Origin of the sequence: Lysinibacillus sp. LK3 (genome assembly GCF_001043675.1) — a bacterium.
Classification (GTDB): domain Bacteria; phylum Bacillota; class Bacilli; order Bacillales_A; family Planococcaceae; genus Lysinibacillus; species Lysinibacillus capsici.
Genome location: NZ_LDUJ01000021.1, coordinates 151,973 through 176,636 on the forward strand (window position 1 = coordinate 151,973; position 24,664 = coordinate 176,636).

Annotated in this window: 25 protein-coding genes and 1 riboswitch; of the genes, 23 read left to right on the top strand and 2 right to left on the bottom strand. The window is 37.8% G+C overall.

Annotated elements, in window-relative coordinates:
- Window positions 1–10 precede the first annotated feature (10 nt).
- The 9 genes from VK91_RS15770 to VK91_RS15810 all read left to right on the top strand — a co-directional run bounded on the left by VK91_RS15770 (window position 11) and on the right by VK91_RS15810 (window position 6,027).
- Window positions 11–352, top strand: coding sequence for a rhodanese-like domain-containing protein (locus VK91_RS15770; RefSeq protein ID WP_048394132.1), 342 nt, complete (start codon window positions 11–13; stop codon window positions 350–352).
- Between the two features lie 12 nt (window positions 353–364).
- Entirely contained in the window at window positions 365–661 is a 297-nt protein-coding gene (locus VK91_RS15775; protein ID WP_048394133.1) for a rhodanese-like domain-containing protein, read from the top strand.
- A gap of 66 nt (window positions 662–727) precedes the next feature.
- On the top strand, window positions 728–1,276 hold the full coding sequence (locus tag VK91_RS15780) for a sulfurtransferase TusA family protein (RefSeq protein ID WP_048394135.1): 549 nt from the start codon (window positions 728–730) through the stop codon (window positions 1,274–1,276).
- Between the two features lie 17 nt (window positions 1,277–1,293).
- Window positions 1,294–1,689: a DsrE/DsrF/DrsH-like family protein gene (locus tag VK91_RS15785; RefSeq protein WP_048394137.1), complete on the top strand. Its 396-nt coding sequence runs from the start codon at window positions 1,294–1,296 to the stop codon at window positions 1,687–1,689.
- 79 nt (window positions 1,690–1,768) lie between these two features.
- Window positions 1,769–2,896 carry an MBL fold metallo-hydrolase gene (locus VK91_RS15790; RefSeq protein WP_048394139.1) on the top strand — a complete coding sequence of 376 codons (1,128 nt, stop codon included), beginning with the start codon at window positions 1,769–1,771 and terminating at the stop codon, window positions 2,894–2,896.
- Window positions 2,897–3,037: 141 nt separating this feature from the next.
- Entirely contained in the window at window positions 3,038–3,268 is a 231-nt protein-coding gene (locus VK91_RS15795; protein ID WP_112118009.1) for a sulfurtransferase TusA family protein, read from the top strand.
- Between the two features lie 80 nt (window positions 3,269–3,348).
- Entirely contained in the window at window positions 3,349–4,125 is a 777-nt protein-coding gene (locus tag VK91_RS15800; RefSeq protein WP_048394142.1) for a sulfite exporter TauE/SafE family protein, read from the top strand.
- 12 nt (window positions 4,126–4,137) lie between these two features.
- Entirely contained in the window at window positions 4,138–4,842 is a 705-nt protein-coding gene (locus tag VK91_RS15805; RefSeq protein WP_048394144.1) for a DsbA family protein, read from the top strand.
- A gap of 234 nt (window positions 4,843–5,076) precedes the next feature.
- Window positions 5,077–6,027: a c-type cytochrome gene (locus tag VK91_RS15810; RefSeq protein ID WP_004231872.1), complete on the top strand. Its 951-nt coding sequence runs from the start codon at window positions 5,077–5,079 to the stop codon at window positions 6,025–6,027.
- 38 nt (window positions 6,028–6,065) lie between these two features.
- Here the strand turns inward: VK91_RS15810 and VK91_RS15815 are convergent, their stop codons facing one another.
- A complete protein-coding gene (locus VK91_RS15815; protein WP_048394146.1) occupies window positions 6,066–7,760 on the bottom strand; it encodes an FAD-dependent oxidoreductase in 1,695 nt (564 codons plus the stop codon).
- 249 nt (window positions 7,761–8,009) lie between these two features.
- Between VK91_RS15815 and VK91_RS15820 the strand changes: the two genes are divergently transcribed.
- Window positions 8,010–9,998 (top strand): AarF/ABC1/UbiB kinase family protein, encoded by a 1,989-nt coding sequence (locus VK91_RS15820; protein WP_048394147.1) that lies wholly within the window; start codon window positions 8,010–8,012, stop codon window positions 9,996–9,998.
- A gap of 321 nt (window positions 9,999–10,319) precedes the next feature.
- Entirely contained in the window at window positions 10,320–11,474 is a 1,155-nt protein-coding gene (locus tag VK91_RS15825) for a C40 family peptidase (RefSeq protein WP_004231877.1), read from the top strand.
- A 162-nt stretch (window positions 11,475–11,636) separates the two neighbouring features.
- Here the strand turns inward: VK91_RS15825 and ytvI are convergent, their stop codons facing one another.
- Entirely contained in the window at window positions 11,637–12,695 is a 1,059-nt protein-coding gene (gene ytvI / locus VK91_RS15830; protein ID WP_048394150.1) for a sporulation integral membrane protein YtvI, read from the bottom strand.
- A gap of 90 nt (window positions 12,696–12,785) precedes the next feature.
- On the opposite strand from ytvI, the gene VK91_RS15835 reads away from it, so the two are divergent.
- The 12 genes from VK91_RS15835 (at window position 12,786) to VK91_RS15890 (ending at window position 24,505) form a co-directional block, all read left to right on the top strand.
- Window positions 12,786–13,340 carry a hypothetical protein gene (locus VK91_RS15835; protein WP_004231881.1) on the top strand — a complete coding sequence of 185 codons (555 nt, stop codon included), beginning with the start codon at window positions 12,786–12,788 and terminating at the stop codon, window positions 13,338–13,340.
- An 80-nt stretch (window positions 13,341–13,420) separates the two neighbouring features.
- Window positions 13,421–13,966, top strand: coding sequence for a glutathione peroxidase (locus tag VK91_RS15840; protein ID WP_048394152.1), 546 nt, complete (start codon window positions 13,421–13,423; stop codon window positions 13,964–13,966).
- A gap of 124 nt (window positions 13,967–14,090) precedes the next feature.
- A riboswitch (cobalamin riboswitch) is annotated at window positions 14,091–14,289 on the top strand.
- 157 nt (window positions 14,290–14,446) lie between these two features.
- Window positions 14,447–15,004 (top strand): hypothetical protein, encoded by a 558-nt coding sequence (locus VK91_RS15845; protein WP_048394154.1) that lies wholly within the window; start codon window positions 14,447–14,449, stop codon window positions 15,002–15,004.
- Window positions 14,988–15,938, top strand: a complete 951-nt coding sequence (locus tag VK91_RS15850; protein WP_048394156.1) for an ABC transporter substrate-binding protein — start codon at window positions 14,988–14,990, stop codon at window positions 15,936–15,938. The genes VK91_RS15845 and VK91_RS15850 overlap by 17 nt, the downstream gene beginning before the upstream one ends.
- A 145-nt stretch (window positions 15,939–16,083) precedes the next feature.
- Window positions 16,084–16,851, top strand: coding sequence for a tyrosine-protein phosphatase (locus tag VK91_RS15855; protein WP_048394158.1), 768 nt, complete (start codon window positions 16,084–16,086; stop codon window positions 16,849–16,851).
- A 134-nt stretch (window positions 16,852–16,985) separates the two neighbouring features.
- The gene (locus VK91_RS15860; RefSeq protein WP_048394160.1) at window positions 16,986–18,353 is read left to right on the top strand and encodes an MATE family efflux transporter; all 1,368 of its coding nucleotides are present in this window, start codon (window positions 16,986–16,988) and stop codon (window positions 18,351–18,353) included.
- Between the two features lie 2 nt (window positions 18,354–18,355).
- The gene (locus VK91_RS15865) at window positions 18,356–19,189 is read left to right on the top strand and encodes a putative RNA methyltransferase (RefSeq protein ID WP_048394161.1); all 834 of its coding nucleotides are present in this window, start codon (window positions 18,356–18,358) and stop codon (window positions 19,187–19,189) included.
- Window positions 19,190–19,268: 79 nt separating this feature from the next.
- The gene (locus VK91_RS15870) at window positions 19,269–19,871 is read left to right on the top strand and encodes a 1-acyl-sn-glycerol-3-phosphate acyltransferase (protein WP_048394163.1); all 603 of its coding nucleotides are present in this window, start codon (window positions 19,269–19,271) and stop codon (window positions 19,869–19,871) included.
- 60 nt (window positions 19,872–19,931) lie between these two features.
- Window positions 19,932–20,393 carry a low molecular weight protein-tyrosine-phosphatase gene (locus VK91_RS15875; protein WP_048394164.1) on the top strand — a complete coding sequence of 154 codons (462 nt, stop codon included), beginning with the start codon at window positions 19,932–19,934 and terminating at the stop codon, window positions 20,391–20,393.
- Window positions 20,394–20,594: 201 nt separating this feature from the next.
- The gene (locus VK91_RS15880) at window positions 20,595–21,314 is read left to right on the top strand and encodes a YebC/PmpR family DNA-binding transcriptional regulator (protein WP_004231899.1); all 720 of its coding nucleotides are present in this window, start codon (window positions 20,595–20,597) and stop codon (window positions 21,312–21,314) included.
- Window positions 21,315–21,378: 64 nt separating this feature from the next.
- The gene (locus tag VK91_RS15885) at window positions 21,379–22,674 is read left to right on the top strand and encodes an arsenic transporter (protein WP_048394166.1); all 1,296 of its coding nucleotides are present in this window, start codon (window positions 21,379–21,381) and stop codon (window positions 22,672–22,674) included.
- A gap of 82 nt (window positions 22,675–22,756) precedes the next feature.
- The gene (locus tag VK91_RS15890; RefSeq protein WP_048394168.1) at window positions 22,757–24,505 is read left to right on the top strand and encodes a methyl-accepting chemotaxis protein; all 1,749 of its coding nucleotides are present in this window, start codon (window positions 22,757–22,759) and stop codon (window positions 24,503–24,505) included.
- The last annotated feature ends 159 nt before the right edge of the window (window positions 24,506–24,664 follow it).

The following is a 24,664-nucleotide window of genomic DNA, read 5'->3' on the forward strand; positions in this document are numbered from 1 at the left end:
GACTGGTCATATGGAAATATGGATTATTATCGCGCTTGTGGCAGCCTTTTTCGTTTGGCGAATGAAGCCAGCGAAGGGCATTCAATCAATTTCTACAGCCCAATTAAAAGATATGCTGAATGATAAGGATAAGATATTTATCGATGTACGCACGCCTGCTGAGTATAAAGGTCGGCATATCTCGCAATTTAAAAATGTTCCGCTTGGGTCGAGCTTTAAAAACCTTCCGAAGGATAAAGAGATCATAGTTATTTGTCAGAGTGGTATGCGAAGTAGTCAGGCTTGTAAGCAACTTAAAAAGCAAGGTTTTGAGCGTGTTTCTAATGTTCGGGGTGGAATGAGTGCATACTAGGAGGAGAAAAAAGTGAAAGAAATTACAGCAAAAGAAGTTCAACAAACTATGGAGCAAGGAGGGAAGCTGAATCTTATTGATGTGCGAGAGGTAGATGAAGTAGAGGCTGGCCACATCCCGGGCATTATTCATATCCCGCTAGGTTTATTAGAGTTTCGACTACCTGAATTAAATAAGAGGGAGTCGTATATTATGGTTTGTCGATCAGGTGGACGAAGTGCTCGGGCTACTCAACTATTAGAAAGTAATGGCTTTAATGTAACTAACATGATTGGTGGTATGTTAGCTTGGGAGGGAAAAGTACAGTAATAGGTTAAATCTATATTTTTTTGATTAAAATAATACCCTTATAGGTATGTGGAGGTTATGAAAAGTATGAAGGCGGATTTTCAGCTAGATGCCAAGGGTCTTTCTTGCCCGATGCCGATTGTGAAAACAAAAAAAGCGATGGCTGATTTAGTAGATGGTCAAATTTTAGAAGTAGCTGCGACTGACAAAGGATCTAAAGCTGATATTGCGGCATGGGCTGAAACTGTAGGTCATCAGTATATTGGTACTTTAGAAGATGATGGTGTACTGAAACACTATATTCGTAAATGTACAAACGACCAAATAGAAGAAATGACGTTTGATCAAACAATTGATTTAGAGCAAATCACAAGTCGTAAAGGATTAATTCTAGATGTACGTGAGGAAGCGGAATTCGCTTTTGGGCATATTGCGGGAGCAAAATCGATACCAATGGGCGAACTGGAGACACGACTTTCTGAGCTTGATAAAGAGCAGGAGATATATGTTATTTGTCGTACTGGAAAACGCAGTGACATGGCTGCGCAAAAGCTGGCTTCACATGGTTTTACGAAAGTATTTAACGTCTTACCAGGTATGACATCCTGGTCAGGCGATTTAACAAAAAACATTTAAATTGGAGGAATTTTATTATGTCGAACAAAGTAGCAATCATTGCAAGTAACGGTGGTTTATTTGATGCGTATAAGGTATTTAATATCGCAACAGCTGCGGCAGCTTCTGAGAAAGAGGTAGCTATCTTCTTTACATTTGAAGGTTTGAATTTAATTCATAAGCAAGGTATGCATGCATTACCAATGCCAGCTGGAGCAGAACACTATGCTGAAGGGTTTACAAAAGCAAATGTGCCAGCTATTCCTCAACTAGTGGAAATGGCACAAGAATTAGGTGTGAAATTTATTGCTTGTCAGATGACGATGGATGTTATGGGTTTAACTACTGAAGATTTCATTGAGGGTATTGAGGTGGGAGGAGCCGTAACGTTCCTAGAATTCGCGAAAGACGCAGCACCGTCACTTACATTCTAGTGACCTACCTATAAAAGCGGAGAGGGCACCCCTCTCCGCTATAAAAAACATAAAAACAATACCGATGGGGGTAAAAGAGATGTCAATTCAAAAATGGAGCGCGTCACAAGTAGCTAAAAAGGTTATTCACAATGAAGAGTTGTTTATTTTAGATGTTCGTAATGCGGATGCATTCGAAGATTGGAAAATCGATGGACATCGTTTTGAGTACTTAAATATACCGTATTTTGAACTGTTAGATGGTATTGATAATATTTTACCGAATATCCCAACTGATAAAGATGTATTAGTCGTTTGTGCTAAAGAAGGATCGTCTTTAATGGTTGCTGAAATGTTAGCTGAGGCAGGTATTGAGGTTGCCTATTTAGCTGGAGGTATGAAATCCTGGAGTGAATATTTAGAGCCAATTAAAGTAGGTGATTTAACAGGCGGTGGTGAGCTTTATCAGTTTGTTCGCTTAGGAAAGGGCTGTCTGTCTTATATGGTCCTTTCTGAAGGTGAAGCAGCTATTATTGATGCTGTACGTTTTACAGATGTGTTTATAAATTTTGCAGAACATAAAAATGTCCAAATTAAACATGTTTTTGATACACACTTACATGCTGATCACATTTCAGGTGGGCGCCATATTGCAGAGATGACAGGCGCAACCTATTATTTGCCACCTAAGGACGCTGAGGAAGTTGTGTTCCACTATACACCGTTAGTTGATGGAACGACTGTTCAAATCGGTGCATCAAAAATAGATGTAGGAGCTATCTATTCTCCTGGTCATACGATAGGCTCTACTTCATTTGTTGTTGACAGCAAATATTTATTAACAGGAGATATTTTATTTATCGATTCAATCGGACGTCCTGATTTAGCTGGCCTTGCTGATGACTGGGTTGGAGATTTACGAGACACGCTTTACAAGCGTTATCGAGAATTGTCTGATGAACTTATTGTCTTACCAGCACATTTTATGATTATTGATGAGCTGAATGAAGATGGGACAGTTGCTAGACGACTAGGGGATTTATTTGTACAAAACCATGGATTAAATATTCAAGATGAAGAAGAATTTAGACGTGTGGTAACAGATGAATTACCTCCACAACCAAATGCTTATCAGGAAATTCGTCAGGTGAATATGGGGAAAATCACACCTGCGTTAGATGAGCAAACAGAAATGGAAATTGGACCAAATCGCTGTGCAGTACGATAAAACATGCTAAAGTGCAATGAGTATGCATGTATGCTTATTATATGTAAATTTCTTGAATTGAAGGCGCTCATCCTTCATGAAGATATAAAACAAGAAGAACCGGCAAAATCGCTTACAACCTTTGCCGAGTTGAAGGAGAATATGATGAAATCAAGTTTACAACTAGATGCAAAAGGCCTTTCTTGTCCAATGCCTATTGTGAAGACAAAAAAAGCAATAGATACCCTAAAGTCTGGGGAAGTTTTAGAAGTTCAGGTGACAGATAAAGGAGCTTTAGCGGATATTCCTGCTTGGGCAAAAGCAGGAGGTCATATCATTTTAGATCAATCTGAAGAGGCTGGCGTTATTACATTTTTCATTCAGAAAGCATAGGGCTGATTGAGGGTTGTCTATTACAGTAGAACAACCCTTCTTTCCTTTTGTTGAATACAGCCAGAAAGAAGGAAAACTAAATGGATATTGCATGGATCTTAACCATTTTACTTATTGGTTTTCTCGGTTCATTTGTATCAGGGATGTTAGGTATTGGCGGTGCCATCATTAATTTCCCGATGCTACTATATATACCGCCATTACTAGGATTTGCGGCCTTTTCTGCACATGAGGTGTCAGGGATAAGTGCGATTCAGGTACTTTTTGCTGCTCTTTCAGGTGTTTGGGTCTATCGTAAAGGCGGGTATTTAAATAAATCACTTATTATCTATATGGGGATTGCCATATTAGCGGGAAGCTTTGTGGGTAGCTTCGGTTCAAAATTTTTATCTGAGTCTGGTATTAACATGGTCTATGGAATCCTTGCATTGATTGCATCTGTGATGATGTTCATACCGAAAAAGCAAGTTGATGATAAACCGATGCAGGCTGTTACATTTAATAAACCATTGGCGGTCCTATTAGCTTTCGTTGTTGGTATCGGTTCCGGAATTGTAGGAGCAGCTGGTGGATTTTTATTAGTACCAATCATGCTTGTGGTCTTAGGAATCCCTACTCGTATGACCATTGCGTCAAGCCTTGCTATTACGTTTATCTCCTCAGTAGGAGGAACTATTGGTAAATTAATGACTGGGCAAGTGGAATATTATCCAGCGCTCATCTTGATTGTAGCTAGTCTAATAGCTGCTCCTCTGGGTGCGAGAATAGGGGGCAAGTTAAATACTAAATTCCTACAAATTATTTTAGCGGTTCTTATATTAGCAACAGCTATTAAAATTTGGATGGATATATTATAAGGGGGTATGGTAATGAAAATTGAAGTTTTCTCTGATTTTACATGTCCATTTTGTTATATTGGCAAACGAGAACTGGAACGGGCGATTGACATTGCAGGCTATACAGGATTAGTGGAAATAGAATATAAAGCATTTCAAATAGGCCCAGATATCCCGGAAGTGAATGCCCCCTCTTTTTATGAGGCGCTGGCTAAAAAGTATGATGTCACGCTAGATGAAGTGAAAGATATGGTCGAGGGTATAGCTACGAGAGCAACGGAAGTTGGTTTGCATTATGATTTTGCTAAGATGAAAACAGCGCATACAGAAAAGGCTCATCGTTTAGCTAAATGGACGCAGCAATTTGGTAAAGCGACAGCTTATACGGAAGCACTAATGGCTGGTTATTTTAAAGATGGTGAAGATTTGAACAAAGATGAGTTTTTATTAAAAGTTATTGCGCAATTAGATTTGGATAGAGAAGTTGCAGCGGGAATATTAGCTTCAACTGATTTTAGTGAAGAGCTAGACAAGGATCGCTATGAAGCACAGCAACTTGGCGTACAAAGTGTACCGTTCTTTGTATTTGAAAATCGTTATGGTATTAAAGGGGCTGAGCCGAATGAAGTGTTTGTGCGAACTTTGCATCAAGCTGCGGAAATAGCTGGGATTCAGCCAACGATAATGATAAATGGTAATGGAGAATCGGCATGTGCTGATGGACAGTGTAAACTATAAAAGACTTTAAAGGTGTCGAGTGCGTAAGTGTACTTGACGCTTTTTTTTCGAACAAATGAATACTGCAAGAGGTATTAAGTCTTGTTTTCTGTGTTATACAACAAAATAAAATGTATAATTTATCCTTTTTTATCATCTGAATGGTTCTATTTTATGGTAGTGTGAGAAAAATCACATCCAATAAATTGTTATGTTGCTAAAATATAAGTGAGAATACAAAGGGGGGTATTATAGATGAAACCTATAGTAGCAGGAGTAGCAGGAACAGTACTGTTAGCAGGCGCCATTTTTGTTGGGACGTTTGTCAGTGACAAAATTACAGTTGATTCGAATGTGAGTGAGAAAGAAGCGACAGTGCAAACACAAATACCAACAACAGCAGCTGCTCAGTCAGTGGTCTATGCTCCGCCAAGTATTGAAGAAGTACCAGATGGTCCAATGAAAGAAGCAATATTAACGGGCTATGAACTTGTTAATAACACACATGTTGCGGCAGATGAATATGTGGGCAACCAATTATCTTGCACAAGCTGTCATGCCGGTGCTGGCTATGACGAGCAAGCCTCATCATTAGTAGGTGTAATGGCAAATTATCCACAGTATATTGGACGCTCAGGTGGTGTAGTTACAATAGAAGAACGGATTAATGGCTGTATGGTTCGGAGTATGAATGGTAAAAAATTCGAAATGAATAGTGATGAACTAGAGGCTATGGTGGCGTATTTCGCTTATATTTCTGAAGGTGTTCCAATTGGAGCAAAACGTGAATGGGCGGGCACAAGTGATATGAAGAATGTGCCGATTCCAAATGTTGCAGATGGTGAGGAGCTTTATGCGCAGTCCTGTATAGCCTGTCATGCAGCTGATGGCGCAGGAACTGGTGCTAATACTGGCCCAGCTTTATGGGGAGATAATTCATTTAATGATGGCGCAGGTATGGCACGTATGTCAAAAATGGCTGGCTATATTCAAAATAATATGCCGATAGGTGCAGCGGGAACATTAACAGATCAAGAAGCTGCAGATTTAGCTGCCTTTATTTTATCGCAAGATCGTCCAGAGTGGGCGAACCATGAAAAAGATTGGCCAAAAGGCGGGCGTCCAAATGACATCATGACTAAGGAAAAACGTGAACAAGTTAAAAATGGTACGATTGACTGGGAAAAAGTTTTGTCTACAAATTAACGAAGAAAAGGGATGCTGATAATTGGCATCCCTTTAACTTATTTAAAATTATAAGCAGTTACTATTTTATCTCTGTTCGTTGTGATATCTGTAAAATATTCGTATAAGCAAATCCCTAGGAATGACCCACTTACATTAAAGACGTTAGAAAAACCGCTATTTTGAAGGGCCATAACAGCATTATAGCTACGTTGACCAGATCGGCAATGCACATACACTGCTTGATCCTTCGGAATTTCATCCATTCTTTCCCGAAGTTCACTTAGAGGAATATTGTGTGCATTGATAAGGTGACCGGATTCAAATTCATTTTTTTCACGAACGTCTAAGAAAAAGGCTTGATTTTCAATGAGTTCCCTTACTTCATCAACTTTTACCTGCTTAAAGTGTCCGTGTAATAGATTTTGAGCTACAAGAGCTGCCAAATTAACAATATCACGGGCAGTGCTAAACATTGGAGAATAGGATAACTCTAGCTCCTTTAAATCTTCTAATGTACCGCCCATTGTGATGAGGGTAGCTATAACATCAATCCTCTTATCTGCATTACCTTTACCTATTGCTTGAGCCCCTAGTATTTTACCCGTCGGTGTTTCATAAACGAGCTTAAAGTGAAGTGGATTACTATTTGGCATTAGTCCTACTTTGTCTGGAGCTATCAAATAAACACTTTTTGCTTGAAAGCCATTTGCTAGGGCTGTTTTTTCGTTCAAACCTGTTGTCGCGCATACGAGATCGAAAATTTGTACGCTTGAAGATCCAATGACTCCTTTGTTGTGATGAGGGATGTTATACATATGATTAGCTGCTGCACGTGCTTGTCGTTGAGCGGGACCGGCTAAAGCAAGGCGCGTCTGTTTATGGGTAAGCTGATGGAATACTTCAATCGCATCTCCCACAGCATATATGGAAGGATCAGACGTCACGTAATTTGCATCAACTTGAATACCTCCGAGTTCACCAATTGTTAGCCCGGCCTCTTTGGCTAAGCGGATTTCAGGTCGAACGCCAATTGCTAATACTACTGCTTGGGCTTTCAATTGTTTGCCTGAGTTCAACGTCACATTATTTGGTGTAACCTTTGCAAGACCGTCATTGACAATAACTTGAACCCCTTTATCAGTCATTTCCTTGTGTAAGATTTGAGCCATATCATAATCAAAAGGGGCCATAATTTGTTGGCCAAATTCAACTAGAGATACATTATAGCCTGCTAGCTTCAAATTTTCTGCTACCTCTACACCAATGAAGCCTCCGCCAACCACGGCAATATCCTGTACATTATCTGTTTGTAGATACCAATTTAAACGGTCAATATCAGCCACGTTTCTAATGGTAAAGACGTGCTTAGAATGAATGCCCTCTAAGTCAGGGACGATAGGACTTGCTCCTGGGGATAAAATTAACGTATCGTAACTTTCCTCATAATCTCTATTCGTTTTTAAATCCTTAATGGTGATGGTTTTTTTCTCTCTGTTAATACGTACAACTTCTTGCTGAACACGAGCCTCTATATTGTATTTTGTTTGGAAGCCTTGAGGCGTCATTAAAATTAATTTGTCGCTATTTTCAACAATCCCGCTTAAATGGAAGGGGAGAGAACAATTAGAGAATGAAACATTCGGCCCCTTTTCAAATATAATAATTTCTGCTTTTTCATCTAGACGACGAAGACGAGCTGCTGTGGATGCACCACCTGCAACGCCACCGACTATTAAAAATTTTTTACTCAATGTAAACACTCCTTTTCATAATAAATACATAATGGGGTATTTAGAGTCTCTTAAATAAAGGTTTTTTCTCTAAAATTAGGAGAATTATGTAGTTTGAATACTACAAATAAATAATATACCCTAAAGGGTATTTTATCAAGGTGCCAAATTAATAAATTTTCTGTGGTGTTCCTCGTTCAAGAAAGTTGATGCACAAATTTGCTATACTAACGGTAGTAGGAAATGGAAATGGCACAGGGGGTGACACTGTTGATCTTTTTGAAATTTTTAACCCAAATCCTCATAGTATCGGGTTTGATTTATATTGTGAGTGGACGATTAATTGGCTCGAATATTAATTTTGTGCGAAGAGTGCTGTCAGTCGTTATTAGTGTGACATTAACCTCTTTTGTGTACTGGTATTCTTATCTACGCCATACAGATTTTTTATCAGAAACGATGATGCAAACAGTAACTGAGGTAAGCACACTGATTTGGATCGGTAGTATGCTACTAATTTCGATGTTGCTTTATTTGGTATTTGAGCTTTTTGACCCTAGTGGCATTACGAATGGAGATCGCCGTCACGGCCAAAAATCTTTACTATTGCGATTGCGTAGCTATTGGCGACAGCAGAAACGCTTGCGTCAGGTATTAAAAATTGCTGTTACAAACGGTGTCGTACAAACGATTAAATATGCGAGGCAACGAGAAAATGAAAAAGAACTTGCAATTGCTTTGCGCGCAACGTTAGAACAATGTGGTGGGATTTTCATCAAATTTGGCCAGGTACTTTCCACACGAAAAGAGCTTTTTTCACCTATTTTTATTGATGAATTAGAAAGGCTTCAACACCGAGTAAGGCCTTTATCAGAGGAGCAAGTGAAACAAATTTTAGAGAGATCTCTTCCGCAATCAATGGACGAAATATTTAGCCAATTTCAAATGGAACCCATTGCAGCAGCCTCTATTGGCCAAGTGCATAAAGCAAGGCTTAAAAATTATGAAGAGGTGGTAGTCAAGCTATTGCGTCCAGAAGTAAAGGGAATTATGCGCGATGACCTTGAAATTTTAGAGGAATTTGCTAATTGGCTATCCACAAAATCAACCTGGGCTGAATCATTAGGCTTTCGAGAGTTGGCTGGGGGATTTGCAGAGGGGCTACGTGAGGAAATTCATTTGGATATTGAAGTACGTAATACGCTACAGGTGAAGAATGCACTGGCGAAAAGCGATTACAAGGTTCGAATTCCTAAAATATTTACGCCTTACAGTAATGAAAATGTTATTGTGATGGAGTATATTCGTGGACAAAGTGTGGCAGAGGGGGCATCTGAATTTAATCGTTTGTCGATTGATCGTAGGCAATTTGCAAGAACCGTACTCTACTCATTTTTTGAGCAGATGCTATTCTCTGGTATTTTTCATGCAGACCCACATCCAGGAAATATCCATATCGATGAAACAGATGGAACACCAGTCTTGCTTGACTTTGGCGCAGTAGGACGTTTAGGTGCAACACAGCAAGAAGGCTTAAAGTTATTTTTGATGGGCATTCAACTAAATGATTCAAGCGTTTTATATGATGGTTTAACATTATTAGTGGAAAATGCTGATCATGCAGAACGTGCGAGAATGGAGCAGGCAATCGACCAAATATTACTGAAAATTTCCTATGTTGACCGTATACCTACTGAAGAATTAATTCACGCGCTATTTACAGTGGTAAGAGATTTTGGACTTGCATTTTATCCAGCAGTGGGATTAGCTCTCCGTTCCTTAGTGACGTTAGATGGCACATTACGGGTAATAGATCCACGTTTTGATATCTTTACTGAGGCAAAGGATTTTTCTGCTACATATATGCGTGCCTCTTTCCTTAAGCCTTTTAAAGAACCGGTGGCAACTAAGGAGCGGCTGCAAGAAGAATTATCTATGCTAATACCGACTTTGCGTAAAATGCCTAGAAGAGTCGATCAGCTCATTCAGCGAGTTGAGAGCGGAAAAATCATTTTACATCATGATGTCTTTTCGGATGAACATAATTCACGTTTTATTACACATTTGTTTTCTCAATTTGTTTTGCTGCTGGTGGGTATAACTTTTGGTATTATATCTGTCGCTCTTTTAGCTATTTCACAATTTATCCACGATTCTTATGCGGTCTATTTGAACACAGCGGCATATTTAGGTTTATTTTTATGTGCTATTTTGTTAGTGAGATTATCTATACAAGCATTAAGGTCGATGAAGCAATAGGTAGGGAATTTTTTCCCTACCTTTTTCTTTGGCATCCTCAAATATTACAAAAACATTACAAAAGATCTGTTAGGTCTAATGTCGAATTAGCTAATAATTTCTCTGTGTAGAAGAAAAATGTATTATGTAGAATAATGTAGTTTAAGTGCGAATGTTACAGAAATATTTCGAGTTTTACTAATGTATTAAATAGACATGAAATAGTATAAAAGTTATGTAGAAAATGCTAAACTTTAAAAGGCTAAAATAAATATAAGAACATTTAATTAAAATAGAAATCGTTCAAGTGATTACATAGAATATCGAGAGCGAAATTGATAGATGAAGGGAAATGAAGGTAACGTGGCTAAGCGTAACAAATGGCGTAAGTCGATGGTGCTAGCATTAGCACTAGCTGGCGGCTTATTATTTAATACAATTCAACCAACAGAAGTACATGCCGAAGAAACTTCTCAACAAATGATAGAGAAAAAGGCTGAAATAGATGCACAAATTAAAAAATTACAAGAAGAACTAACGAAACTACAACAAGAGATCGACGCAAAAGTAAAGGTATTTAAACAAGTACAAGCAGATATTAAAGAAGTGGATGCTAGTATTGTTGAAACACAAAAACGTATCGAGCAACGTTCAAAAATTTTAAGTGAGCGTATGGCTGCATACCAAGCGCAAGACAACACTGTAGGTGTTTATTTAAATGTAGTGCTTGAGGCAAAAAGCTTTGCAGATTTAATGGATCGTGTCGTAGCGGTAAAAACATTAATGGATGCTGACCAAGAATTAGTGGATCAACAGGAAGCAGATAAAGCAAGCTTAGAGCAACAAAAAGCTACATTAGATGAAAAACAAAAGGAACTTCAAAAACAATTCCAAGAGCTTCAGCAAAAAGAAAGCGAGATGGAAGTGAAGAAAGCTGAGAACGAAGCGAAATCACTTGCATTAAAAGCTGAAATTGCAACGAAACAAGAAGAAGAACGTTTAGAAGCAGAGCGTAAAGCAGCTGAAGAAGAGGCAGCTCGTTTACGTGCACTTCAAGCAGCTACACCAGTTATACAAGCAACTCAAAATAATGGTGGAGGCGAACCACAAAAAATTATTGTTGGGTCAGGAGCTGGCACTGTTTCTTCAGGAGATGCCATTTCAACAGCTAAACAATTCCTAGGACGTCCTTATGTTTGGGGTGGTAGCAACCCATCAACAGGTTTTGACTGTTCAGGTCTTGTACAATGGTCATATAAGCAAGCGGGTGTTTCTTTACCTCGTACAGCATCACAACAATATTTAGCAACACAACGCATTTCAGCAGGTGAAGCACGCGTTGGGGACTTAGTGTTCTTCAGCTATGGTTCAGGTGTAGCACACGTAGGTATTTATTTAGGTAATAACACAATGATCGACGCTCAAAACAATGGTGTCGTAATTGAATCACTTGATTGGTGGAATCAATACTTAGTAGGCTTTGGACGTATTCAATAGGCCTCACTAATATATAGACGGTTGAGATAAGAAAAAGGTCATCTTTGTAGAGAAAAATATACAAAGATGACCTTTTTTGTTTTTGGAATGCTATTCTTTCAAAAGAAACAAGACGACTACTTCTATTCTTGAAAAGAGACTTTCCTGCATACTAAATTGATATTAAATTTTAAAATTTACTTTGATGACACCTGTCTCTTTCAAGGCAATAAAGAAAATAATAACGAATGGGCCGACAAGTAAACCGATAATACCAAATAACTGTAGACCTATGAACATGGAAATTAATGTTGGTAAAGTGGATAAACCGATATGGTCTCCCATTAATTTAGGCTCGACTACTCGACGAATAATAAGTAAAATAGCAGCTAAGATGAATAATTTTACAGCTATAGAGGTGTTTCCCATCAACAGGTGGTAAAGTCCCCATGGCGCTAGAATAATGATAGAGCCTAGGAATGGTACAATATCTATTAACCAGATAATAATCGTCATTGTTACTGCATATTTCGGTTGGATTAATAGCAGTCCAATGAGTGTGACGCCTCCAATAATAAAGCTTACAAATAAGTGAGCCTTCATATAGCCAAATGTTGCATCTTTTAAGCGATTTAAAATAATTTTTATCTTCTTTGCTGTATTGGGCTTTAAATATTTATAAGTGATTTGCTTTAACTTAGGCAAATCAAGCATAAATAGGAATAGCGCAATCATATAAACGAGAAGACTGATAAATAGGCTGGGTATCTCTGAAAAGAAGGCAGAAACTTTGCTATAATTAAAGAAGCTTAAAAAGGATTCTTCGACTTTCTTTATGAAATCCATAGTGGTTTTTTGAAGCGAAGCACTTACTTCAGGTGGAAAGTCTTCTGTGTATTTAGAAATATTTTCTTGCATATGAAGCCACATATCTGATAGCTTGGAAATATAATAGGGAGCTTGCTTAGATAGTAAAATTATTTGTGTCATTATTTGTGTAATAGAAAGATAACAAATAATAGATATAACAATAACACTCACTATGTAAATAAAAGCAACTGCTATTTTCCGTGACATTTTCCATTTCCGTTTAAAGAACATGACAATTGGTTCTAAGAAAAATGCACTAATCCCAGCAAGTATTAAAGGCATGGACACTGGGATAACAAAATAGGCAGCTAAAAGTAGTGATATTATCACAATCAACCGAAAAATCAATTTCCTAGCATTAAATTTATTCATAAACTCACCTTCTTTGCGAAAAAAATTAAGTTAAGTGTACCATAAATCAAATTTTATTACGTTCTGAAACAATAAAGGTAGGGATGAATTATGGAAAAAGAGATTTTGCAACTTTTTAGTAATCTAACAGAGCATGATCGCGATATTCAATATGAATCTTACGAGGAATTAATGAAAATTATGCAGGAACCCGTAGATTGGACATATGCAGTTTGGGAACAGCTAATAAAAGCACTTACATACAATAATGGTTATTCTCGTGCACGTGCTGCACAAATTTTATGCGCTTTAGCTGCAAAAAGTGATCCAGAAGAAAGGGTCTTGGAGGATTTTTTAAAGATTTGGGCTGTGACTTACGATGAACAATCTGCTACGGCAAGGCATGCATTACAAGCAATTTGGAAAATTGGACAGGCGGGTCCAGTACAAAGAGATTTGGTTGTATCGTATCTAGCTAAAAGATTTCAAACATGTATAGATGAAAAACAGCCATCTCTTATTCGTCAGGATATTATTATGTCATTTAAAAAGTTATATGATCAAACAAATGACTCGAAATTATTAGATATTGCCCATCGTTTAATTAATGAAGAACAAGATGCTAAATATAAAAAGAAGTATAAGTCAGCCATCCGTTCAAAGTAGCGAGGTGGTGTTTTTTTGTGCAAATTCTTTGATGAACGATAGAATAGTCAACTATAATGAATGAAAAAAGGGGATTATGCATGAGCATTTATAATTATCTAGTTCGGAAGCCTAATGGCGAAATTTTATCGATGGAAACATATCGTGGAAAAACAATGTTAATTGTTAACACGGCAAACCAATGCCGATTTACATATCAATTTGAAGACTTACAGAAAATGTATGATAAATATGGAAAAGAGAATTTTGTAGTTCTTGGATTCCCTTGTGATCAATTTGGCCATCAAAATCCTGAAGATGGGGAGGAAACTAAGCATCTATGCAAGGTAAACTATGGGGTCACATTCCCGATTTTTGAGCTTGTACAGGTAAATGGAGAGGCTACCCATCCACTCTTTAATTATTTAAAGCATGAAGTGGATTACCGAGAGTTTGGGAAGGCAAGTATGCAGGAGAAAATGTTGGCAGAAGCAATTGTTCAACTTGCCCCAAGCTTTTTAGATGGTCGTAATATTCGCTGGAACTTTACAAAATTTCTAGTAGATGCTAATGGTAAGTCCGTCGCACGCTTTGAACCAACAGATTCACAGCTCGATATTGAAAAAGCAATTGAAACACTATTATAGTAAATTTCTTAATAATGTAAAAATTAGTTAGGGTTTTCTCTTCAAGTAGAAATAATGCTATATTTTAAAACTGAGCACAGCTATTTTTTCTGAAGCATATATGATAAACTGCTTTACAAATGAAATATTCTTGCAGAATAAAGGTGCTAATTAGCATAATCGGGAATCCGGTGAAAAACCGGAGCTGTTTCCGCAACTGTAAGTGCAGCCATTATAAAGATTTACCACTGTCTCAAAGAAGATGGGAAGGTCCTTTATAACACATTCGTTTCATGTGACGAACTGTACAAGCCAGGAGACCGACCTTTATTTGAACGTATAAAAACTTCTCGGAAGCTAGGAGGATATACGGCAAATACATAGGCTTTGTCTAGTTTGATGGCTCATTATGTTATTTTTGTCGTTCCTTTGCAAAAAGGAGCGACTTTTTTATGCCTTTCAAATAAGAATTTTTCATTATAGAAAATAGGGGGGAAGCAAGTGAAAAAAGATGCCCGTTATTCTTGTTATCCATTTATGCGTGAGAAAGCTTCAACGGTCGATTTTGAAATTCGAACAGATAGCCTGACAACACATCTAGGAGTTGCATTAGCTGCGGTAAAAAAAGAGGATGTTCAAGTTGTTGCTGAGGATTTATTGCTTATGTTACCTATGGCTTATCATGTGAATGGCTCAGTTCGTGGGAAATTAGCAGTAACTGAAGAGGATTTATCTTGGTTAAGTGAACGTTATGATTTTTACGTTCGCCATGTGAAGGAAGAGATTCAAAGTTTTGTTTTACCTCAAGGAACAGAGGCAGCTTCAGCCTTACATCTTTGTCGCAGTGAGGCAAAAAAATCATATCGTACTTTACACAAAGTATCAGAAGAACGAGAGGTTCCTGCTATTCTTTTCGATTACCTTGGTTTATTAGCTAATGTATGTTTTGTCATGGCTGTTTTTATGAATCAGCAAGCTGGAATAGCGGAAATACGGTTTATTAGTAAATCCTACCCAATGAAAAAGAAAAAGGAGAATAACAATGAAAAAAGTATTTAATTTCCAATGGCTATCAGTGCTCTTACTTGCACTGGTATTAGCAGGCTGTGGCACTGCTGAAGATACAAAAAATAAAGATGCTTCGCAAGATACACAACAAGCAGAGAAAACAAGCTATAAAGTGACAGATGACCGTGGAGTGGAAATAGAGTTTAATGAAGTACCAAAAACAGTTGTATCTTTACAACCAAGTAATACTGAAATTTTGTTTGCTTTAGGTGTTGGCAATAAAATTGTAGGAGCAACTGAGTACGATACTTACCCAGAGGAAGCACAAAAAATTGAACGTGTCTCGGATACTATGAACTTTAACAGTGAAAGAATTTTAGCGTTAAAGCCAGATGTTGTCATTGCTTATACAATCGGTGATAAGGATGCCCTAAAGCCGCTTGAGGACGCAGGAATTAAAGTGTTTGTTATTCAATCTGCGACTACTTTCGACGATGTTTATGGAGATATCGAACAAATTGCTGCTGTGATGGATGTTCCTGATAAAGGAAATAAATTAAACGAAGAGATTAAAGCGAAAATTGCTGAAGTACAAACGAAGGTGAAGGATGTAAAAACGCCGAAAAATGTTTATTTAGAGGTTAGCCCTAAGCCAGACATATATACAGCAGGCTCTAGCACTTTCCAGCAAGAAATATTAGATGCAGCTAATGTTAATAATGTTTTTTCTGACTTGAATAGCTGGGCAAAAGTGAATGAGGAAGATGTTATTGCGAAAAATCCAGATGTTATTTTAACAACAGTAAACTATACAGAAGATCCAATAGGAGAAATTCTTGGACGAGATGGTTGGAATACTGTGAAAGCTATTCAAAACAAAGCGGTATTGTCCATTGATACAGATATCTCTAATCGACCTGGTCCGCGTATTGGTGAAGCTGTAGAATTAGTAGCGAAGGCTGTGTACCCAGAGTTATTTAAATAAGAAATGTTTCCATGCTAGCTGTCAGCTATTCAGCTAGCATTTTTTATGTGGTTTAAATTATTACCTAGCGTGAAAATTGGAATTAATGTAGTTTGTTCTTTAAAATAAAAGTAAGTATGCTTGATAATCTTAGGAGGTGTAGTGATTGGAGCAATTAGAGACAAAGGTAATTCCATTTGAAGCAGTCTATAATTTCCGAGACATGGGTGGATATAAAACAAAAGATGGGCGTAGGGTAAAGAACGGTTTATTTTACCGCTCAGCTGCCCTTGGAAAAATGACACTGTCGGATAAAGAGCTATTTGAAACGTTAGGGATTAAGACCATTTTTGATTATCGCGATAACAATGAGGCGTATCATAATCCTAACCCAGTGTTCTCGCATGCTCAATATATACAAATCCCAGCGAAGGGTAATCATGCTTTTGAAATGCCAACCAATGCTGGTGGTAGAGATTTCTATAAAGTGGTAAGCCCTGAGATGTTTCGGGATTTTTATGCACAAATGCCTTTTAACAATCTTTCATTTAAAGAGTTAATGCAAACGATTCAAAATCCTAATAATCTAGGTCTTGTACATCATTGCGCAGTTGGTAAGGACCGAACGGGTATTGGAGGAGCACTTATTTTACTAGCTTTAGATGTACCAGTGGAGACTATCATGGAGGATTATTTAGATACTAATATACATTTACGTCCAATGGTAGAACGAATGGCTCAGGCTATTCAGCATCAGTATAATGAGCAAGAACTACAGCAATTTTATGCATTAATGTCCGCCCGTGAAGACTATTTACAAGCAGCATTGGATGCGATGGATCGTCGCTATGGTTCTAAGACTGGGTTTTTAGAGCAGGAATTTGGCCTAACAATTGAAAAACGAGAGCAATTACAATCTTATTGCTTAATTTAAAAATGAGCCCTTTCACACGATGTGAAAGGGATTTTTTATGTGGAAGCGCTGTCTTCCTATAAATCTCTTTACAGTCTGAATATTTGTGATAAGATACAATAGATTTTTAAGAAAAAATAGGAGAAGTGAAAGTATTGGCAGACACAATTAAAGAGACAAATAAGTTAAGTCTATTCCATTTAACATGGCCAATCTTCTTAGAAGTTTTTCTATTTATGTTGATGGGACTAGCCGATACTTTTATGCTCAGTGCTTTATCAGATAATGCTGTATCAGGAGTAGGTGCAGCCAATCAATATATCCATATTGCCATCTTGATTCTGGAGGTAGTGGGCAATGGTGCATCTATTGTTGTTTCTCAGTATTTAGGCTCCAAACGCTTTTTTGAAGCTGCCAAGATCTCGGCGTTAGCGGTCACGATGAATTTGGTCGTTGGGCTTTTAATGAGTATTTTATTTTTCTTCTTTGCGAGACATTTAATGACAATGATGAACTTGCAGGGAGAAGTACTCCACTATGCACAAAGTTACTTAGCCATCATTGGGAGTTTTATTTTCCTACAGGCTATTATTAATGCACTCGCTGCAATTATTCGTGTACATGGTTGGACAAAACAAACTATGTACGTTTCGCTTGGCATGAACGTCTTACATGTTGTGCTAAACTACGGTCTTATTTTTGGGAATTTAGGTTTACCAGAGCTTGGTGTGAAAGGAGCGGCTATTTCCTCTGTCATTAGTCGCGGATTAGCCGTCCTAGTATTTTTCTGGTTGCTGTATCAGGTAATGGAAGTGCGCGTAAAGTTACAATATTATTTTGAGTATTCAAAGGAATATGTGAGAAAAATATTAAACATTGGTTTACCATCTGCGTTTGAACAGGTACTTTATCAATTTTGCCAAATCATCTTTTTATATTATGCGACTTACTTAGGAGCAGAAACACTAGCAGCACGACAATATGCTATGAATATTTCGATGTTTACGTATTTATTTGCAATTGCCATTGGTACAGGAACAGCCATTATTATTGGTCGTCATGTAGGTGCAGGAGAAAAAGATGAGGCGTATCATCAGCTATGGAAAAGTGTTCGTGCAGCATTTGCTTTTACGATTATTATGGTCGCAGTCGTTACGCTATTCCGTAAGCCACTTATGCAGGTATTTACTGATAATCCAGAAGTCATTAAGATTGGGGCATCCGTGTTAGCATTAAGTATTTTGCTAGAGACTGGTCGCACAATGAATATCGTTGTCATTAACTCTTTACGCGCTTCTGGGGATGCTAGATTCCCTGTGAAAATTGGTTTTCTATCAATGGTTTGCATGAGCCTGCCGCTTGGCTATTTATTTGTCTTTGTATTGGATTGGGGCTTGGTCGGAATTTGGCTAGCCATTTCAGCAGATGAATGGGTGCGGGCAATTATCGTATACTTTAGATGGAAAAGTCGTAAATGGGAGCGTTATGCTCTTGTATCACCGAACGACAAAAAGGAGGCATAGAAATGGGCGCATTATCGAAACGTGCTATCGGGGCGGCATTAATGGATCAACATATCACCCTTTTTGCTTGTCCAATCTGTCAGCAATCAATGCATGTATATGAGCAGGGGAGATTGGTTTGTACTTCTAACCATTCCTTTGATATTGCGAAACAAGGCTATGTCAATATGCTGACACATAACGCCGCTTCTAAATATAGTAAGAGCCTTTTTGAATCCCGCAAGGCTGTTATTGATAGTGGGATTTATGATGCTGTAGAAGCCCGAATCGGTGAGCTTATAAGCTCTGCAAAAACGGTGCTCGATACTGGTTGTGGAGAGGGCTCACATTTAGCTCGCATTATGAATGATAGAGATCATGGTATTGGCGTTGGAATTGACATAGCGAAGGAGGGCATTTTGGCTGCAGCACGTCATTATCCTCAACAAATTTGGTGTGTAGGGGATTTAGCTAAAAGTCCATTTGCTCAAGCGAGTTTCGATGCCATTTTAAATATACTATCACCAGCAAATTATGAGGAGTTTAAACGACTTCTTACACCGAATGGCTGTCTTGTGAAGGTTGTACCGCAAAGTGGTTATTTGCGGGAACTGCGTGCTCAATTATATGCAGATTCAAACAAGGAAACTTATTCTAATGAACAAATTGTAGCTCGTTTTCAAGAAAGTTTTTGTGAGGTAAACGTAGAACGTGTAACTTATACTTTACCGCTTTCAGAAGAGCTAGTACCCGCTCTATTAGAGATGACACCAATGGGTTGGCATAAAGCAGAACAAACAGCCGTTGAACTAAATGAAATCACGATTGATGTGGATCTATTAGTAGGGAAGGTTTAAGTTGGTCACCTGCAATTGCAGTATACTGGTATTTTCGATTACAATGGGAATAACTATTGAATAAGGTAGGAATGTAACAGTGTATAAACTAGCAGCAAATGTTGTCAAAGTAATATTAAAATTAATGGGTTCAAAGGCTCGTGTATACGGAGAAGAAAACTTGCCGAAAGAGGGTGGGTTTATTATAGCTTGTACACATACTGGCTATGTGGATATTTTAAACCTTGGTGTAGCCATGTACCCTCGTGAAATTCACTTTATGGCGAAGAAGCAATTATTTGAAATGAAAGGGCTTGGCTGGCTTGTTAAGCATTTAAATGCTTTTCCGGTAGACCGTGATAATCCTGGACCGAGCGTGATTAAAATTCCTTCGCAGTTATTGAAGGAAGGTAAAATTGTAGGGATTTTCCCCTCCGGGACACGTAGTGCAGAAGGAACAGATTTAAAACAAGGGGCTATTACCATTGCACAGTTGGCAAAGGCGCAAATTGTTCCAGCTGCTTATGTTGGTGCACGTAATGTGGGTGATGTAATGAAGCGAGGCAAAGGCTATTTAATTTATGGTGAGCCTTTTTATGTAACAGGCAAGGGTAAAGAAGGTCGTGAGCAGTTTACTCAACACCTTGAGCATGAATTAGTTGCTCTAACAGAAGAACTACAGAAACGTATTCCCGTAAAATAAAAGCAAACGGCACTCAGAATCAAATTGATTTTGAGTGCTTTGTTGTAGGAGGAAAATAAAATGATTCGAGTACTTTTCGTATGTTTAGGTAATATCTGTCGCTCACCCATGGCTGAGGCGGTCATGCGCGACATGGTGAAAAAAGAACATTTAGAAGATAAAATTGAAGTGGATTCCGCTGCTACCAGCTCATGGCATATTGGCGAACCTCCACATAGAGGTACACAGGATAAGCTTAGGGAATATGGTATTTCTACAATAGATATGCAAGGTCGACAATTACAAAAGTCTGATTTTGAAAAGTTTGCTTATATTATTGGAATGGATGAAAGCAATATTCGTAATATCCGTACAATACTAGGCCATCCAAACTCACCAAAGATTTTTCGATTTTTAGATTTAACAGCGCATCGTAAGGATGTCCCGGATCCTTATTATACAGGTGATTTTCAGGAAACCTATGAATTGGTGCAAGAAGGCTGTCAGGCATTGCTAGCAAAAATTAAACAAGAGCTGTTATAAGATGGCGCTAAAATCGTAAATTTTAACAGCCATTTTTTTAGAAAAATGCTACCTTAAACATTGGTATATCTAGCTTTGTAAGCATCATTGTGTTATTATTTGCAGAGTAAAGATACGATAAGTATTTAATTACCATTTACAGATATACAACTGTGTATCTATTATTTTTATAAATTTATCTTTTGAAAGAGAGTGGAAACAATGGGTCGTAAGTGGAACAATATTAAAGAAAAGAAAGCGTCTAAAGATCAAAGCACAAGCCGTATTAATGCAAAATTTGGGCGAGAAATTTATGTGGCAGCTAAATCAGGCGAACCAGATCCAGAGTCAAACCGTGCACTTAAAGTAGTGCTTGAACGCGCAAAAACATACAGTGTTCCAAAACATATTATAGAAAAAGCCATTGATAAAGCAAAAGGTGGCGGTGATGAAAGCTTTGATGAATTACGTTATGAAGGCTTTGGACCAGCCGGCACAATGATTATCGTGGATGCTTTAACAAACAATGTAAATCGTACAGCATCAGATGTACGTGCAGCATTTGGTAAAAATAACGGCAATATGGGTGTCAGTGGATCTGTAGCTTATATGTTCGATTCAACAGCAGTTATTGGCTTAGAAGGTAAAACTGCTGATGAAGTACTAGAGATTTTAATGGAAGCTGATATTGATGCTCGCGATATTCTAGAAGAGGAAGAAGCGGTAATTATTTATGCAGAGCCAGACCAATTCTTTGCGACACAAGAAGCATTAAAGGCTGCGGGCGTAGAAGAATTTACAGTAGCAGAGCTTTCTATGTTGCCTCAAACAGAAGTGACTTTAACTGGCGACGATGTAGCGAAGTTTGAAAAACTAATTGATGCATTAGAAGATTTAGAAGATGTACAAAATGTTTTCCACAATGCAGATTTAGGCGAATAAATATTAACGAAATGAGTAAACCAGTAGCATTTAAGCTACTGGTTTTTAATTAGGGAGGAAAACGATGCAGACTGCTTTAGCCATTATTTTATTTTTAGTCACATTATTTTTTGTCATAGTGCAACCACGAAAACTATCAATTGGCTGGTCAGCCTGTATAGGAGCAGCTATTGCGCTATTAATAGGTGTAGTAACCTGGCATGATGTGTTAGAGGTAACGGGGATTGTTTGGAATGCAACGCTATCATTTATTGGTATTATTTTAATTTCACTCATCTTAGATGAAATTGGCTTTTTCGAATGGGCTGCTCTACATATGGCACGACTTGCAAAGGGAAGTGGAATTCGCTTATTTGTTTATATTAGTTGCCTTGGAGCTGTTGTATCCGCTTTGTTTGCAAACGATGGGGGTGCTTTAATACTAACGCCAATCGTTTTAGCGATGGTGAGAAAACTAAACTTGAGTGAAAAAATGATCTTTCCATTTATTATTGCAAGTGGATTTATAGCAGATACAACCTCGTTACCGTTCGTTATTAGCAATTTAACGAATATCGTATCCGCTGACTTTTTCGATATAGGCTTTATAGATTATGCAGTTCATATGCTTGTACCGAATTTCTTTTCGTTAGTGGCAAGTATAGTAGTACTTTACATTGTTTTTCGCCGTTCCATACCACAACATTATTCTCTTGAGGCCGTTGAGCAACCAAGTCAGGCAATCCGAGATCCCAAATTATTTTCGATCGCTTGGTATGTAATTGGGATTCTATTAGTGGGCTTCTTAGCTGGTGAGGTTTTACACATCCCTGTATCTTTTATTTTATGTGGGGTCGCTGCAATATTCTTATGGCAGCAACAGCGTAGCTCTGTGGTAGATACAAAAAGAGTTGTAAAAGGAGCGCCATGGAATATTGTGTTCTTCTCAATTGGCATGTATGTGGTTGTCTATGGGTTAAAAAATGTAGGGATGACAGGAATGTTAGCAAATTTATTTGAACTAGCTATACAACAGGGCTTCGTAGTAGCAACGATGACAATGGGATTTGTCGCTGCCATTTTGTCTGCTGTCATGAACAATTTACCTACTGTTATGATAGATGCTTTGGCGATTTCAGAAACAAGCGCATCGGGCATGATGAAAGAGGGACTGATTTATGCAAATATAATTGGTACGAATTTAGGTCCAAAAATGACACCGATTGGTTCACTGGCAACATTGCTATGGCTTCATATATTAGCCCAGAAAGGCATTAAAATTAGCTGGGGACAATATTTTAAAATCGGTGTTATTCTTACCATTCCGACACTGTTCGCCACTTTAATTGCATTAATTATTTGGATATGCTTAATATCATAGATTTATTGTCGAAATAGTTGAAAAAATAGTACAATAGGAACTATTAAGATATTAGTATATCAGTATATTAAAGGAGGAAAGTATGCGAGCGACAGGCAAATTAAGCAATAAAATAGTGTTAATGTCATTGGTAATGTTAGTGGCTTTGTTATCTTTTTTCGTTATAACAACTATCTACACAGCAAAATCATCTGTTAATAAAACCATGGGAACACAGGCAGTTGCAGTTGCTGAGAATATTGCAAAACATCTAAATGCTGCTGAATATGAACAACTCTCAAAGGAACCAAAAGAATCTGAGTTATATTGGCGACTTCGAGAAGAGCTCAACGAATTACGTGAAATAAATGGTGTTCTCTATGCCTATACTTTCGCAGTACCACAGGAAGATAAAAAGGTACGTTTTTTAGTGGACGGTATGCCAGCAGATGATCAAGAAAATGCTGGAGCTATAGGAGATGAGTCCTCCACCACATACTACAAGGATATTGAAAAGGTAAAGAATACAGGAAGTTATTATTCCGCTATTTTACATAGTGATTTTGGAGATTATTTATCTGGTACTGTTCCATTAAAGGATGAGGCAGGGAATACTGTTGCCTTTGTTGGGGTCGATATAGAAGCAACAGAGGTAAGCAATGTTGCGAATGCCGTATTAACGGCTATTTTACCTGCATTAATTATTGTCATATTAGCTTTAACAGGTATTGTTATGTTCATCCTATATCGTTATATTAATGGAGCGTTAAAACCCCTTGCACATTTAGGTGATGCAGCACAAAGTTTTGCTCAAGGTGATATTGCTAAGGCAACGATAGCAGTGGAGAAAATCCAGCTAAAAGGAGCAAATGAAATTACAATATTTGCACAATCCTTCAGAGAATCACTACAAAAATTAAAAGAAACTTTCCATACGATTCAACAACGCACATTTGCTTTACAAAATGTTGTTCAAAAAATTGATGAGACTTCTCAGCATGTGGAAGAATCAAACGCTCAAATTGCAGATCGAATTATTGAAATTGCTGCTGGTAGTGAGCAACAGCAGCAAAATAATCAAGAGGTTGTATTAACTATGAATGAGATGTCGATTGGTATTCAACGACTGGCTGATACAACTTCAGAAATTGCGGAGTCATCATCAGCAATGACGGGACTTGTGGAAACAAGTGTTAGTCATTCTCAAGAAGTTGTATCTCAAATTCAAAACGTAGAATCTTCTGTTTTACGTACGGCTAATCATGTCGAGGAAATGGGTGATAAGTTCCGATCAATTGAAGAGATGGTGACCATCATTACGAGTATTGCGGATCAAACCAACCTACTAGCTTTAAACGCGGCAATAGAAGCAGCTAGAGCAGGAGAAGCTGGTAAAGGATTTGCGGTCGTGGCAGATGAAGTTCGTAAACTTGCAGAGATGTCTAAAGCATCTGCTGACGAAATACACATGCATTTAGAAAGCTTTAAGAAAATTACTGATCGAGCGTTACAAGAGATGGCTAGTAGTACCATAGATGTACAGGCAGGCAATAAAGCAGTGCAACACATAGGTGAAAGTCTAGAGAAAATATTGCAATCTGTCCTTGAGGTGAATAATAAAATTCAAGATGACTCTGCTGTCATTGAAGAAATGTCAGCAGGCTCTGAGGAAGTATTAGCTACTACCGAACAGATGAATGCTATTGCGAAGCATAGTGTCCTAGGAACAAAGGAGGTAGCAACTGCCTCAGATTTACAAGTAACGATGGTTTCTAAATTAAATGAAGTTGTAACAATATTAGATCAAACATCGAAAGAGGTTATAGAAACGATTAATACATTTAAATTATGATTAGTTTAGAACTATTTCTCTATAAGCTTATGTCTTGTGGAGAAATAGTTCTTTTTATTTTTGGCATTTAAAATTTAACTGGAGATTAGCATAAAACAAACCATATTAAGGGAAATAAGAAAATAATTTGTGCTTTACCCATTGTGAAAACTTTCAAAC